The organism is Pseudomonas sp. B21128, from assembly GCF_044218865.1.
Taxonomy (GTDB): domain Bacteria; phylum Pseudomonadota; class Gammaproteobacteria; order Pseudomonadales; family Pseudomonadaceae; genus Aquipseudomonas; species Aquipseudomonas iridis.
The window spans coordinates 3,558,220-3,571,923 of record NZ_CP162590.1 but is presented as its reverse complement, the minus strand read 5'-3'; the positions used below and the strand labels follow the sequence as shown (position 1 = coordinate 3,571,923).

At 58.2% G+C, this 13,704-nt stretch carries 9 protein-coding genes; 3 read left to right on the top strand and 6 right to left on the bottom strand.

Annotation, left to right across the window (positions count from 1 at the left end; all coding sequences use genetic code 11):
* Positions 1-105: 105 nt before the first annotated feature.
* From AB4P91_RS15850 to AB4P91_RS15840, 3 genes are read left to right on the top strand one after another with little or no spacing between them, the layout of a single operon-like run.
* Positions 106-3,270 (top strand): RCC1 domain-containing protein, encoded by a 3,165-nt coding sequence (locus tag AB4P91_RS15850; RefSeq protein ID WP_395603161.1) that lies wholly within the window; start codon positions 106-108, stop codon positions 3,268-3,270.
* 24 nt (positions 3,271-3,294) lie between these two features.
* A complete protein-coding gene (locus AB4P91_RS15845; RefSeq protein WP_395603160.1) occupies positions 3,295-5,184 on the top strand; it encodes a hypothetical protein in 1,890 nt (629 codons plus the stop codon).
* A gap of 53 nt (positions 5,185-5,237) precedes the next feature.
* Positions 5,238-7,103, top strand: coding sequence for a hypothetical protein (locus AB4P91_RS15840; protein WP_150597253.1), 1,866 nt, complete (start codon positions 5,238-5,240; stop codon positions 7,101-7,103).
* Positions 7,104-7,457: 354 nt separating this feature from the next.
* Here the strand turns inward: AB4P91_RS15840 and AB4P91_RS15835 are convergent, their stop codons facing one another.
* The 6 genes from AB4P91_RS15835 to AB4P91_RS15810 are packed head-to-tail and all read right to left on the bottom strand — an operon-like array spanning position 7,458 to position 13,414.
* On the bottom strand, positions 7,458-9,200 hold the full coding sequence (locus AB4P91_RS15835; RefSeq protein WP_042559890.1) for an ABC transporter substrate-binding protein: 1,743 nt from the start codon (positions 9,198-9,200) through the stop codon (positions 7,458-7,460).
* A 48-nt stretch (positions 9,201-9,248) separates the two neighbouring features.
* Positions 9,249-9,521 carry a DUF2160 domain-containing protein gene (locus AB4P91_RS15830; protein ID WP_042559891.1) on the bottom strand — a complete coding sequence of 91 codons (273 nt, stop codon included), beginning with the start codon at positions 9,519-9,521 and terminating at the stop codon, positions 9,249-9,251.
* Between the two features lie 10 nt (positions 9,522-9,531).
* Positions 9,532-10,332: a carbohydrate ABC transporter permease gene (locus AB4P91_RS15825; RefSeq protein ID WP_003232361.1), complete on the bottom strand. Its 801-nt coding sequence runs from the start codon at positions 10,330-10,332 to the stop codon at positions 9,532-9,534.
* Positions 10,333-10,341: 9 nt separating this feature from the next.
* Complete coding sequence (locus AB4P91_RS15820) at positions 10,342-11,208, bottom strand: carbohydrate ABC transporter permease (protein ID WP_042559892.1); 867 nt, start codon at positions 11,206-11,208, stop codon at positions 10,342-10,344.
* On the bottom strand, positions 11,205-12,320 hold the full coding sequence (locus AB4P91_RS15815; protein WP_047301953.1) for an ABC transporter ATP-binding protein: 1,116 nt from the start codon (positions 12,318-12,320) through the stop codon (positions 11,205-11,207). Before AB4P91_RS15815 ends, AB4P91_RS15820 begins: the two co-directional genes overlap by 4 nt.
* Positions 12,320-13,414, bottom strand: a complete 1,095-nt coding sequence (locus tag AB4P91_RS15810) for an ABC transporter ATP-binding protein (protein WP_042559894.1) — start codon at positions 13,412-13,414, stop codon at positions 12,320-12,322. Before AB4P91_RS15810 ends, AB4P91_RS15815 begins: the two co-directional genes overlap by 1 nt.
* Positions 13,415-13,704: the final 290 nt, after the last annotated feature.

Below are 13,704 nucleotides of genomic sequence, written 5' to 3'. Positions count from 1 at the left end.
CCGCTCGTCTGAAACCATTGCATACCTGTCAGATCTGACAGGTGCGCAATTCACCCTGTCCGCGTTCAATCACTCCATCGCATTTCGCCCTGGAGTCCCTCGCCCATGTCCGTCAACGACCTGCCCGGCAACAACACCCTGCTCCTCAAGGAACTCGACATCCCCGGCCGCACGGGTCCGGTATCCCAGCAGCCACTGGTATGGGGCATCAACCGGGCGGCTGCGTGGGACAACTTTCCCCGTCAGGGCCTGTTCTGTCGGGCCGAGTCGTGGCCGCTGATGAACACTGGCGACACGTTCGTGATTTCTTTTGCAGGGCGGCAAGTCCTGCGAAAAATCATCGACGAGCACGAGGTCAACACGGAGCTGCAGATGTTCGTGCCCGCGGCCCGCATCCACGAAGGCCCATTCACCGTCTCCTACACGGTCACCCGTCTCAACCAGACGCCTGAGACTTCAGAGTTCAAGGATTATCTGTGCAAGGTTACCCGCCCCGGCGGTCACGACGAAAACGATGGGCCGGGGCATTCGAAGTTGATCATGAGCATCCCGCCGGAGATCATTGACGGCGGCATTGACAAGGACAACGTCGCCGACGGTTTCCTGGTCACCATCGGCAACGATGACGGCTTGCCGCCCTACCCATTCGCAGCGGCCGGTGATCAGATTCAGGTGAGCGTTGGCGGGGTATTTGTGCTCAGCGAGCGGCTCACTCAGGATCAGGCCGACGGCAAGACAGCGATCATCGTTCACATCGACGAAGCCACCCTGCGCGAGGCGGGCGACTCCGATAGCACCGGTTTGGGGGTGGCCTTCGAGGTCTACGATCTGGTGGACAATCGCTCCGAGGACTGGAGCTTCGAGCGACGCGTGGTGGTCGCCATCGACACGACCCGGCTGGAGGCGCCGCTGCTCAGGGAAGCCGTCGACAACGTGCTGGATGTCGACAAGCTCGGCAACGCCAACGGCACGGCGCAGATCGTCGCCCTGGACACCAGCAAATTCAAAAAAGGCGACATCATCATTTTGCAAATCAAGGGCACGCCCGTGGAAGGTGCGCCCATCAATAAAGAGATCGTCAGCGAGCCGCTCGCCAGCGTGCCCAGCATTGCCGAAATGTCGGTGCCCAACGCTGTCCTGCGGCAATTTGCCAAATCGCGCTTTGCGATGTCTTTTCGGTTGCTAAGTGCCGACGGTTCTCCAGAGCAGCGCGCCAAAACCCGGTTCATCAGCGCCATCGGCGAGGTGCAGCGGCTGGCGGCACCGATTGTCCGGGACGCCTCGAATGGCGCGCTGGACCCGACACTGGCGCAGGTGGTCATTCTGATCCCGTTCGATGAATCGTTCGCCGCCGGCGACTCCATCGAACTGCACTGCCTCGTCATTCGTTCCGACCTGACCCCCTACCTGCTCAAGGTGCCGTTGCGCACGATCACCGATGGTGACATCGCGGCCAAAGAGCCGCTGCAAATAAACGTCTCCGGTGATCCGCTACTGGAGATTGCCAAGGGCGGCACGCTGGAGACGTACTACCTGTCGCACGTTGCAGACACGGTGCTCGGCACGATGAACCGGGTCAACGCCACCCATGCCACCCGCGAATCGATCCACGCCGAGATCCTGCAAGTCGGCGAGCCGCGCCTGGAACTGCCGGAGCCGGAAGTGGCCGGCGTCGTCGACGGTGTCATGCCGCCCGACAGAGACGGGACCACGCTGACCATATCCTACCTGAACACAGAACCCGGCGATGTCGTGACGTACTGTTGGTGCGGGTCAGAAACCGGCACGGTCTGCGACTCGATCACACTGAACTCGTTTACCGCGGGCAAAATCATCCAGTTCACCATCAAGGCCGAACTGATCAGCAAGAATAAAAACGGGACGGTCAAGACGGACTATTGCATCAAACGCGCGGCGGGTGGCACCAGTTATTCCAACCCGCTGAAGTTCCGTGTCGGGGTGGCGCTGGATCCCCAAATATTCGTCATCGGCCATCGCTCTCAGCCAGGTCCCCGCTACCATGCCAACCTGAGCCGGTTGAGCGTGGTCAGTGCCGATCAGAATCAGGCTCTGTGGGTCTACGAGGGTGACAGTGAAGGGGTGACTGCGGCCTCCTTTCTGGATACAGAACCCGAGAAAGCGCTGACCGTGACACTGCCAACGGCGACGCGTGCATCAACCAGTGTGGTACTGCGCCCGGCTAATGTGCACGGTGTCGTCAACCTGGGCAACCGGTTCAGTGGCTGTATCGTCAAAGATGACGGCACTCTGTTTGGCTGGAGTCAAAACAGTGAAATGCTGCCGCCCGCTGACGCGCGAGACGTTCGTTATGTGGTTGCCGGGGGATCAGCGTTTGCGGCACTGAAAAAGGACGGCAGTGTTTTCGCTTGGGGTGCAGCGCTTCTCGGCGGACGGATCCCTCCGGAGATCGGCGCGAAACTTAAAGATGTGAAAAAAATTGCCTCCAGCGCTGGCGCCTTTGTCGCCTTGCTAAACGATGGAAGTCTGGTGGCATGGGGGGATCCGGACGTTGGCGGGAAGATTCCCGACAATGTCGCCCCGCACCTCACACCCGCTCTTCAGGTCGTTGGCAGTACCGCTGATTTCAGCGCTGTCCTGCGCGATGGACGTGTTTTCAGCTGGGGGGCGACGTGGCCAACGGGTTTGCAGGTAACAGCGGCCAGGGGCGCATTACACATCAGCGCCAGTGATCGCGCATTTGCTGTCATCAAGGCAGACCAGAGAGTCGTCGCCTGGGGCTCGGATGAACACGGGGGAGCTATTGCTACCGAGACGGCGAAATTACTCACCAATGTATCGGCGCTCGCGTCAACCAGTGCTGCGTTCGCAGCGCTGAAGCTGGATGGCAGCGTTGTCACCTGGGGCAACCCCAGATTTGGCGGTGCGCCTCAGGAAACACTTCACAACGTTCAGCACGTCGTTGGCTCGACCACTGCTTTTTGCGCGTTGAAGACCGATGGATCGCTGGCCGCTTGGGGTGAACCCAACGAGGGCGGCGTCCTGCCCCCCGGCTTGGGCAAGACCCTTTCACTGTCCGCTTCGTACGCAAGCTTTTGCGCCATACAAGACGACCACAGCGCCATTTCCTGGGGCATCAGCACTTCAACCGAGCACTTGCCCGGCATGACGTGTGTGTATCCGGCCGGTCGCCATTGGGTCGCTTTGGGTGAGCAAAAAACGTTACATGCCTGGGGCCCCGGGGCTCCTGATCTTGAACTGTTGACCGGTGAAGTTTCTTACACCGAATGAATGGATTTCAGCCCGATTCAAACCATGTCCCTGGATAAAGGGATTCAGTCAGGAGTCTTCGTCATGAGTGCAGATGCAAAAGCGGCGCCTACCGTGAAACAAGTCACCATCATGGGTGAGACCGCCGTCGGTGGAACCGTGAGCGGGAGTTATATCTATCAGAATGCCGATGTGAACCCTGAAGGGGATTCGGTGTTTTGCTGGTACAGCGTCGAGTCCGGCAATGAAGTGATTGCGACTACCGTCGACCTCGCTCTGACCGCCGAGCATGAAGGGTTAACCATTCAGTTTTCGGTCATTCCGGTTGCCGTATCGGGTGAGGAAGGGGATGAAACGTTCTCTGATCCCAAAAAAGTCACCAGCGCCCGATATCAAAACATCAGCGAAGAAGAAAGTGAGAACAGCTTTTTCAAGCAAAGGGGTCAGTTTGCCTTTCACGCCATTCCAAACGATCACCGGGGCACGTCGACTGCCGGTGCCTATGCGTTGAAGAATCGGGTTACACAGAACGTCTCGGTCATGGGAACACAGAATTTTGGCGGCGTCGTACCGCCGGAAATCGCCAGTTATCTCAAAAACAACTCGGCCATTACCATGTCTTCGACAATCAACAGCTTTTGTGCGTTGGTACCTGTCGGGAGCACCAACCATCTGCTGGTCTGGGGTCCAGGAATGCCAGCGAATCTACCCGACCTCCAAGGTATCAAGAGCGTTTACACCAACAACGCGTCCGCGGCTTTTATCTATTCGAATCCTGTACCCGGCACCAACACTATCGGTGCGGTCGGTACAGCCGCCACTGGGGGTGTGGTGCCCATCGAAATACAGAACAAGCTGTTGTTCGACAAGCCCGTTGCCATCCACAGCACTTACGATGCATTCGCTGTACGGACTGAAAGTGGCAAAGTCATGTGCTGGGGTAACGCGACTAACGGAGGCAGCATCCCCGCCAATATCCAGACTCAGTTGGACAACATGAAAGTGGCGCGAATCATTGCATCAAATACTGCGTTTTGTGCGCTCACAGACGACGGAGAGCTGATCGGATGGGGCAAGGATGGCGTCATTCCGGCACTCGTCCTTACCCGAATCTACGACGATGACGGCGCCTTTACTGTGATCGCCAATGCCGGTGCCTTCTGTGCAATCACCAACCGCAGGAAGAAACTCCTTACTTGGGGTACGGCGTCGTACGGCGGAACCATGTCGGAGGCGACCGCCGCTCTGGCGGCACGGGGTAATATTGTTCTGTGCGTCGCGACCCCTTGGGCCATGTGCTTTATCAATGAAAGCGGAGGATATGCGGCGTGGGGCTATCTGGGCTACGGTGGCCTTGAAAGTTCGCAGTCGGACGCTGAAGCAGCATTCGAGCAGGGTGACACAAAGGCGCAGATCGAGAACCTGTTCAAAGGCATTCAGGTTTCTGCAGCCAGTCGCAAATCAAGAGTGTTTTCGAAACTGCAAACAACCGCGGGTGGGGACATCCAGTTGATGCGTAACGACTCCAGTTTCGTACTTCTCGCAAGACACCCTGACGGCCGCACAGAACTCATTCACAGCTGGGGGCTATTGGCCGCGGGAGGCGAAATGCCGAGCAGTGTGAAACAGGTACTGCAGGCCAGCCACATCATCAAAATCCATGCATCCAACGGAGCTTACGCCGCACTCTGTAATCAGGGGTCGGTTCAAGGCGCGGTGGTCACCTGGGGCAGGTCCAACATTGATGGCGGCACCATTCCTGCGCATTTGCTCGACGCATTGAGCAGTGACGTTGTCGATATAAACACTATCCAGGCCTTCCCCTCGCCACAAACTGCCTCGCTCGCCGCATTCATTGCGCGCAAGAAAGACAATAAACATGTGTCATGGGGCTCCCATCTCAAACAGGAAGAGTTCGATCCTGAACGCGACTGATGCTGTTTCTCGCCAACAGAACCGTGTCTGAAAGGAAAAAGGGAGTGTTGCTCATGGACATTACCGCTGCGCCTGTAGCCAGTAACGTCATCATCATCGGCGAAGCCATAATCGGGGGGGTTATTCGCGGAAGTTATGTGTATGAAAACGTGGATGAAAACCCCGAAGGAGCTTCTGTCTACCTTTGGTATCTGGATAACACGCCCATTGCCGGCCCCGAGGGTTCGATTATTGATCTGAGGGTCAAGCACGAATACGAAGGGCGCTCACTGGTATTCTCGGTAACGCCAGTGGCATCGAGCGGTGAGATCGGCCAGCAAGTCCGCTCTGACGCCAAAGTTGTAAGCTCAGACTTTCAAGGCATCAGCCGGGAAGAAAACGAAAACAGTTACCTCCAACAGATCGGAAACTTCGGCTTTCATGAGGCCGAACCCTATGACCGGGTTTTCGTTTCGACCGGGGGGGCATTCGGCCTGATTGACCCCGCCACCCGCGATATTTTCTTTGAAGGACAAGAGGGTTGGGGGTTGCCAGTGCCCCCTGGCATTATCAACTTCCTGAAAAACAGCCCGGCAGTACGTCTTTATTCGACCGAAAAGGATTTCGGCGCGTTGGTCAAAGTAGGCAGTGGGAATCAGCTTCTTGTCTGGGGAGCCAACATACCCACCAATATCTCCGTAAAACTCACGGACATCGCGTCGGTTTACAGCAACCGAGAGTGTTTTGCCTTCATCTACAAAGATGCGACGGGCAACGCTGATCGAATCGGTGCTGTTGGCAGAGCCGGTGCCGGTGATGTCATCCCTCCTGCGATTCAAAGTGCACTGTGGTTCGATAACCCCGTCGCTATCCATGCCACGCAAAATGCGTTCGCTGTGCGGACTGAGAAGGGCAAGGTCTACGCTTGGGGTAATCAAGCCAACGGTGGACAGATCGACTCTGCGACTCGGCAAAAGCTTGATGGCATCGTGGTCGAGCGAATCATTGCTGCCGCCACCGCTTACTGCGCCATCGGCACTAACGGGGAAATTGTGACGTGGGGAGTGGCCGCCAACGGTGGCAACCTGCCTGCCAACGTGGAGGCAGCGATCATTCGCGATGGCGGTATCAATTCCGTGACGGCAGCCACCACGGCATTTTGTGCCATTACCAAAAATTCCCGCATGGCTGTCAGTTGGGGGCTGTCGGGCGAAGGTGGCGTCATGTCCGCCTCAGCGGCGCAGATTGCAGGCCGTGGCGGGGTCATTCTGTGCAAGGCCACGCGCTGGGCGTTTTGCATCGTCACCGAACGCGGCGAGGCAGAAGCCTGGGGGGCGACACTCTACGGCGGCGCATCGATCACCGCGACGACTCGAAACGAGATTGCCGAGGCGTTAAACGACACCCACCCCGAACCTGCCAGCCCACAGGGGCGTGTCGGCGCCAGAGCTATCACTGTCCCGGGGATCGTCAGCCTGTATTCCAATGACGTCAGTTATTTCCTGCTGAGCCAGCATGAAGATGGGCGTACCCGGGCAGTGGTCGTCTGGGGCATGAACACCCATGGTGGCGCCATGTCTACTGGCGTCAGACAGTCCTTGATGGCAAGCAAAATCGGTGGCGTGTATTGCACCAACGGTGCCTATGGCGTCATTGCCACCCAAGGTCCTGTTTATGGCGCGGTCATTGTTTGGGGAGCGACATTGGCGATGGAAGACGCCGGCGAAATTCCGCCGGAGCTGGCTCCGTATCTGGACCACGATGTCATCGAGTTGTATTCGATCAAACGCTTCCCGTACGTAACCTTTCCGCCACCCCCTCCTCCACGCCCTACTCCCATCGACCCCTCTTTCGCCGCAAGGTGTCGCGACGGCAGTTATCCACTTTGGGGAGGTAACGTGGTCAATCAACGCTATGTACCAAAACCCAGGACCTCGTGAATCGCTCTGCAGGTCGCGATCCTTTTGATCTGGCTTCGGATAATCGAAGTCAGATGATCACGACGTTTGGCGGTGCGGACAATGCCAGGAGTGAGAAGGCTGGAAGCGGCCCTTACCCTGGCCCTCTCCCAGAAGGAGAGGGAACTGATGGGTCTGAACACGCAATCGCCGTGAAAGACCTTGAGCACCCTCATCGTGATCCGTTCGACCGCCTTATCGTTGCAACCGCAATGACCGAACCGATGAAACGCCTCACTGCTGACCTGTGGGAGCTGGCTTGCCAGCGATGGCGGTGGATCAGGCACACATGAAAACGGCACCTTTCGGTGCCGTTCGCTGTTCACATTTCAGCTTTTACTTGCGCGCATCCGCCCACGATTTAAGCAGTTCGTTGTAGCTCACGGTCTCCCCTTTCGGCTTCTCGTTAGCCAGTTTCGGTTTCGGTGCGCCCGGCTGGTCGAACCAGTATTGCGCGTCGCGTTCCGGGTTCATTTTCGGTGCGCAGGTGGCCTGGGCCTTGGAACGTTCGAGGCGCGTCATGATCGCGTCCTGATCCTTGGCCAAGCCATCAAGCGCCTGCTGCGGAGTCTTCTCGCCGCTCGCCGCTTCGGCAATGTGGCTCCACCACAGTTGTGCCAGACGTGGATAGTCCGGCACGTTGGTGCCGGTCGGCGACCATTGCACGCGGGCCGGGCTGCGATAGAACTCGACCAGACCACCGAGTTTCGGCGCCAGATCGGTCATGGCCTGCGAGTTGATGTCCGACTCGCGAATCGGTGTCAGACCGACAATGGTTTTCTTCAGCGAAACCGTTTTCGAGGTCACGAACTGCGCGTACAGCCACGCGGCGAGTTTCTGTTTCTCAGGCGTGGATTTCATGAACGTCCACGACCCCACATCCTGATAGCCGAGCTTCATGCCCTCTTCCCAATACGGGCCTTTAGGCGACGGCGCCATGCGCCACTTCGGCGTGCCGTCGGCGTTAACCACCGGCAGGCCGGGTTTGGTCATGTCGGCGGTGAACGCGGTGTACCAGAAGATCTGCTGGGCGATGTTGCCCTGCGATGGCACCGGGCCCGACTCGGAGAAGGTCATGCCCGCGGCTTCCGGTGGCGCGTAGGCCTTGAGCCAGTCGACGTATTTGGTGGTGGCAAACACTGCCGCCGGGCCGTTGGTGTCGCCACCACGGGTCACGCTGGAGCCGACCGGATGGCAGTCCTCGACGCGAATCCCCCACTCGTCCACCGGCAAACCGTTGGGCAGGCCCTTGTCGCCGCCACCGGCCATGGAGAACCAGGCATCGGTGAAACGCCAGCCCAGCGACGGGTCTTTCTTGCCGTAGTCCATGTGCCCGTAGACGCGCTTGCCGTCGATTTCCTTGACGTCTTCGCTGAAGAATTTGGCGATGTCTTCATAGGCGGACCAGTTCACTGGCACACCCAGCTCGTAGCCGTACTTTTCCTTGAACTTGGCTTTCAGGTCGGCGCGCTCGAACCAGTCGGCGCGGAACCAGTACAGGTTGGCGAATTGCTGGTCGGGCAGTTGATAGATCTTGCCGTCCGGCGCGGTGGTGAACGAGATGCCGATGAAGTCCTTGAGGTCGAGGGTCGGCGAGGTGAAATTCTTGCCTTCGTTGGCCATCAGGTCGGTGATCGATTCGGTCTTGCCGTAGCGAAAGTGCGTACCGATCAGGTCCGAGTCGTTGACCCAGCCGTCATAAATATTCTTGTCGGACTGCATCACCGTCTGCATCTTTTCCACCACGTCGCCTTCTTGCAGCAGGTCGTGGGTGAGCTTGATCCCGGTGATTTCAGTGAAGGCCTTGGCCAGCACCTTGGACTCGTATTCATGGGTGGTCAGGGTCTCGGAAACGACCTTGATGTTCATGCCACGAAACGGCTCGGCCGCCTTGATGAACCACTTCAATTCTTCGAGCTGCTGTTCGGCCGTCAGGGTCGACGGTTTGAATTCGCTGCCGATCCACTTTTTCGCAGCATCTTCGTAGGCATCGGCCCAGGCAGATGCGCTCAAACCGCTGAGTGCCAGCATGGCTGCCAATGAAATGCTATGTCGCAGCTTATTGTTTTTGTCGAACATAGAGACCTCCTGTTTAGGATTTCGGAGCACGATTGCCGATTAATTCGACTAGCCCCAACGCATCACAGCCAACAGCCACACCAGGGACAACGCGGACGCGACCCAGATGCTCCAGTCGGTGGCGCCGATGACCAGCAAATGCAGGTAGGCGCTGCCGAGAAGACCGATAAACAAGCGATCGCCACGGGTGGTGGCAATCGGCAGAAACCCTCGCCGCAGGATGCTCGGCGAACGCAATTCCCAAGTGGTCATGCCCACCAGAATCAGGCCGATGACGATGAAGAATGTCGCTGTGGGGGTGGTCCAACTCATCCATTCCATCATCAGCTCCTCAAACTCGACCGAGGGCAAAGCCCTTGGCCACGTGGTTGCGAACAAACCAGATCACCAGCATGCCGGGCAGAATGGTCAACACCCCCGCCGCCGCCAGCACGCCCCAGTCGATACCGGAAGCTGACACCGTTCGGGTCATTACCGCCGCAATCGGCTTGGCGTTTACCGAGGTCAACGTGCGCGCGAGCAGCAGTTCGACCCAGGAAAACATGAAGCAGAAAAACGCCGTGACGCCGATGCCGGAACCGATCAACGGGATAAAAATCTTCACAAAGAATTTCGGGAAACTGTAGCCATCAATGTAGGCGGTTTCGTCGATTTCTTTCGGCACGCCGGACATAAACCCCTCAAGAATCCACACCGCCAACGGCACGTTAAACAAGCAATGCGCCAACGCCACCGCGATGTGCGTATCGAACAAACCAATCGAGGAATACAGCTGGAAGAACGGCAACAGGAACACTGCCGGCGGCGCCATGCGGTTGGTCAGCAGCCAGAAAAACAGGTGCTTGTCGCCGAGAAACCGATAGCGTGAAAACGCGTACGCGGCCGGCAACGCCACGCTCAGGGAAATCACCGTGTTCAGGCTGACGTAGTACAACGAATTGAGATACCCGGTGTACCAGCTCGGATCGGTGAAGATCACCTTGTAGTTCGCCAGCGTGAAGTCCTGTGGGAAAAGCGTCAGGCCACCGAGGATTTCGGTGTTGCTCTTGAAGGACATGTTCAGCAGCCAGTAGATCGGCACCAGCAGGAACAGGATGTAGATCAGCAGCGGAATCAGCTTTCTCTTGCTCATGGCCAGGCCTCAGCGGTTGGCGTCGGAGTGCGTCATGGCCGTATAGAACAGCCAGGACACCAACAGGATGATCAGGAAGTACACCAGCGAGAAAGCCGCTGCCGGACCCAGGTCGAATTGGCCTACAGCCATCTGCGTCAACGTCTGACTCAAGAAGGTCGTGGCGTTACCCGGCCCCCCGCCGGTGAGCACGAACGGCTCGGTGTAGATCATGAAGCTGTCCATGAAACGCAGCATCACCGCGATCAACAACACGCTTTTGAGCTTGGGCAACTGAATGTGCCGGAACACCGCCCATCCCGAAGCGCGGTCGATGCGCGCGGCCTGGTAGTAAACGTCAGGAATCGCCCGTAATCCGGAGAAACACAGCAGCGCCACCAATGAGGTCCAGTGCCAGACATCCATCACCAACACGGTCACCCAAGCGTCCATGGTGTTGGCCGCGTAGTTGTAGCTAATGCCCATGGCGTTGAGGCTGGAACCGAGCAAACCGATGTCGGCACGGCCGAAAATCTGCCAGATGGTGCCGACCACGTTCCACGGGATCAGCAGCGGAATTGCCAGAATGATCAGCACCACCGACGACCAGCGGCCCTTGGTCGGCATGGTCAGGGCGACAGCGATGCCCAGCGGAATTTCGATCAGCAGCACGCAGGCCGAGTAGATGAACTGGCGCAGCAGCGAGTCATGCAGACGCGGGTCGAGCAGCACCTGCTTGTACCAGTCGGCACCGACAAAGTAGCGGCTGGACTGGTCGAAGATGTCCTGCACCGAATAGTTGACCACGGTCATCATCGGGATCACCGCACTGAACGCCACCAGCAGAAACACCGGCAACACCAGCCACCAGGCCTTGTTGTTCTGCACCTTGTTCATGGCTGCACCTCGCTGTTTTCGCTGGCTTCGAGGAGGAATTCGTCGGCATAGACCATCAGCCACTGCGCCGGAAAACTGATGTAGGCCGTGCCCTGCGGCACCGGTTTGTCTTCGGCCAGGCGAACTTTCAACGGTGCGCCGTCGAGGTCGAGGGTCATGATCTTGTAGGTGCCGAGGTCTTCGACGTGTACGACCCTGGCCTGCATAGCGTCATCAAACGGCTCGTCCCACACATGAATAAACTCGGGACGGATGCCGACCTTCAGATTTTTCCACTGACCGTGTTCGATATGGCGCTGCAAGCCGTCGGACAACGGCAGATGCGTCGAGGCGAAACCGACGCCACCGGGCTGCGGCTGCACTTCGATCAGGTTCATCCCGGGGCTGCCGATGAAGTAGCCGACGAAGGTATGGCTGGGCCGCTCGAACAATTCCCGTGGTGTGCCGAACTGGACGATCTGGCCGCCGTACATCACCGCGATCTTGTCGGCGAAGGTCGAGGCCTCCAGTTGATCGTGGGTGACGTAGACCATGGTGATGTTGAACTGCTCGTGGATCTGCTTGAGCTTGCGCCGCAGCTTCCATTTCAGGTGCGGGTCGATCACCGTCAGCGGCTCATCGAAGAGGATCGCCGAGACGTCATCGCGCACCAGACCACGGCCCATAGAGACTTTCTGTTTTTCGTCAGCGGTGAGGTTGCGCGCCTTCTTGCTCAGCAGATTTTGCAGGTCGAGCACTTCGGCAATTTCCTGCACCTTGCTGTGCACTTTGGCCTCGGCCATGCCCTGATTGCGCAAGGGAAACGCGAGGTTGTCGAACACGGTCATGGTGTCGTACACCACCGGAAACTGGAACACCTGAGCAATGTTGCGCTTCTCCGGCGTGAGGTCGTTGACCGCTTTGCCGTCGAACAGCACATGCCCCTGCGAGGGGCTGAGCAGGCCGGAAATGATGTTGAGCAAGGTCGACTTGCCGCAACCCGACGGCCCGAGCAGCGCATAAGCCCCGCCCTGTTCCCAGACGTGATCCATCTCGCGGATCGCATAATCCTCCGCGCCGCTCGGGGTTTTGCTGTAGCTGTGGGCGAGGTGTTGCAAGCGGATTTCGGCCATCAGGCAACCCTCGCGACACGCCGGCCCGGTGCTTGCACCAGACGGCCCTGCGCATCGAAAACAAACAGTTTATGGGTCGGGATATAGATGCGGATCGGCGCATCGACGTCGTATTCGTGGACACCCGGCAGGTGCAGCACCAGCAGGAAATGTTCGTTGCGCACGTGCAGAAAGGTTTCCGAACCACTGATCTCGGCGACTTCGACGGTGACCGCCAATTCCAGATCATCATCGTTGCTCGGCACCAGCGAGATATGGCTGGGGCGCACGCCAAAGCGGAACTCGCCCTCGCCCACCGGACGCAGATCGACGTTCAACGGGAAGTGCACGAAATTGGCGAAGCTGACTTCGTTGCCGGCAATCCGCCCGGGCATCAGGTTGATCGGTGGCTCGGAGAACAATTCGGCGGCGAGCACCGTTTGCGGCTGGTGATACACCTCGGTCGACGGCCCGCTCTGAATCACCCGGCCTTCGTGAAGAATCGTCGTGGTGCCGCCCAGCGCCAGGGCTTCGTTGGGTTCGGTGGTGGCATAGATGGCGATGGTGTGGCGCAACTTGAACAGCTCGCGCATTTCCTGACGCAGTTCCTCGCGCAGTTTGTAGTCGAGGTTGACCAGCGGCTCATCGAACAGAATCAATTCGGCATCCTTGACCAGCGCCCGGGCCATGGCAGTGCGTTGTTGCTGACCGCCCGAGAGCTCCAGCGGATAACGCTGCAAGAACTTCTCGATGCGCAACATTCGCGCGGTTTCCTGCACCCGGCTGTGGATGATCTCTTTCGAGACACCGGCCTGGCGCAATGGCGAGGCGATGTTCTCGAACACGGTCATGGTCGGGTAATTGATGAACTGCTGATAGACCATCGACACGTTGCGCAAACGCACCGGGCGTTGCGTGACGTCGACGCCGTTCATCAGCACGCGGCCGCTGTCGGGCTTGTCGAGGCCGGCCATCAGGCGCATCAGGCTGGTTTTGCCCGACAGCGTGCGGCCGAGCAAAACATTGAACGAACCGGGTTCGAATTTCAGGCAGGCATCATCGATCCAGATCTGGCCCTCGACGGTGCGGCTGACGTGCTCCAGGGTGAGTGACATGGCTCGGCCTTTTTTATTTTTGGAGTCAAGCGACCTGTGCACTGGAGCGACTTTCGTGCCAAAAATGGCAAGCTATTGATTTGTCGTGAAAATCGCTGAAAACGTCGAGAAGCGGCCTTCAATGGTGAACACATTTGAACAGTTGGACGATTGACAATGAACAATTGTGAACAACACTCTATGGATGCTTTTTACCCGGTCCTGAATACGATATAGATCCCTGTGGGAGCGAGCCTGCTCGCGAAGGCGGTGTGTCATTCAACGAATTTATTGACTGACCCGGCGCTTTC

What these genes read in the sequence shown, in the direction of transcription:
- AB4P91_RS15850 (WP_395603161.1), top strand. Translation starts at nt 106, where the DNA reads ATGTCCGTCAACGACCTGCCCGGCAACAACACCCTGCTCCTCAAGGAA.
- AB4P91_RS15845 (WP_395603160.1), top strand. Translation starts at nt 3,295, where the DNA reads ATGTCCCTGGATAAAGGGATTCAGTCAGGAGTCTTCGTCATGAGTGCA.
- AB4P91_RS15840 (WP_150597253.1), top strand. Translation starts at nt 5,238, where the DNA reads ATGGACATTACCGCTGCGCCTGTAGCCAGTAACGTCATCATCATCGGC.
- AB4P91_RS15835 (WP_042559890.1), bottom strand. Translation starts at nt 9,200, where the DNA reads ATGTTCGACAAAAACAATAAGCTGCGACATAGCATTTCATTGGCAGCC.
- AB4P91_RS15830 (WP_042559891.1), bottom strand. Translation starts at nt 9,521, where the DNA reads ATGGAATGGATGAGTTGGACCACCCCCACAGCGACATTCTTCATCGTC.
- AB4P91_RS15825 (WP_003232361.1), bottom strand. Translation starts at nt 10,332, where the DNA reads ATGAGCAAGAGAAAGCTGATTCCGCTGCTGATCTACATCCTGTTCCTG.
- AB4P91_RS15820 (WP_042559892.1), bottom strand. Translation starts at nt 11,208, where the DNA reads ATGAACAAGGTGCAGAACAACAAGGCCTGGTGGCTGGTGTTGCCGGTG.
- AB4P91_RS15815 (WP_047301953.1), bottom strand. Translation starts at nt 12,320, where the DNA reads ATGGCCGAAATCCGCTTGCAACACCTCGCCCACAGCTACAGCAAAACC.
- AB4P91_RS15810 (WP_042559894.1), bottom strand. Translation starts at nt 13,414, where the DNA reads ATGTCACTCACCCTGGAGCACGTCAGCCGCACCGTCGAGGGCCAGATC.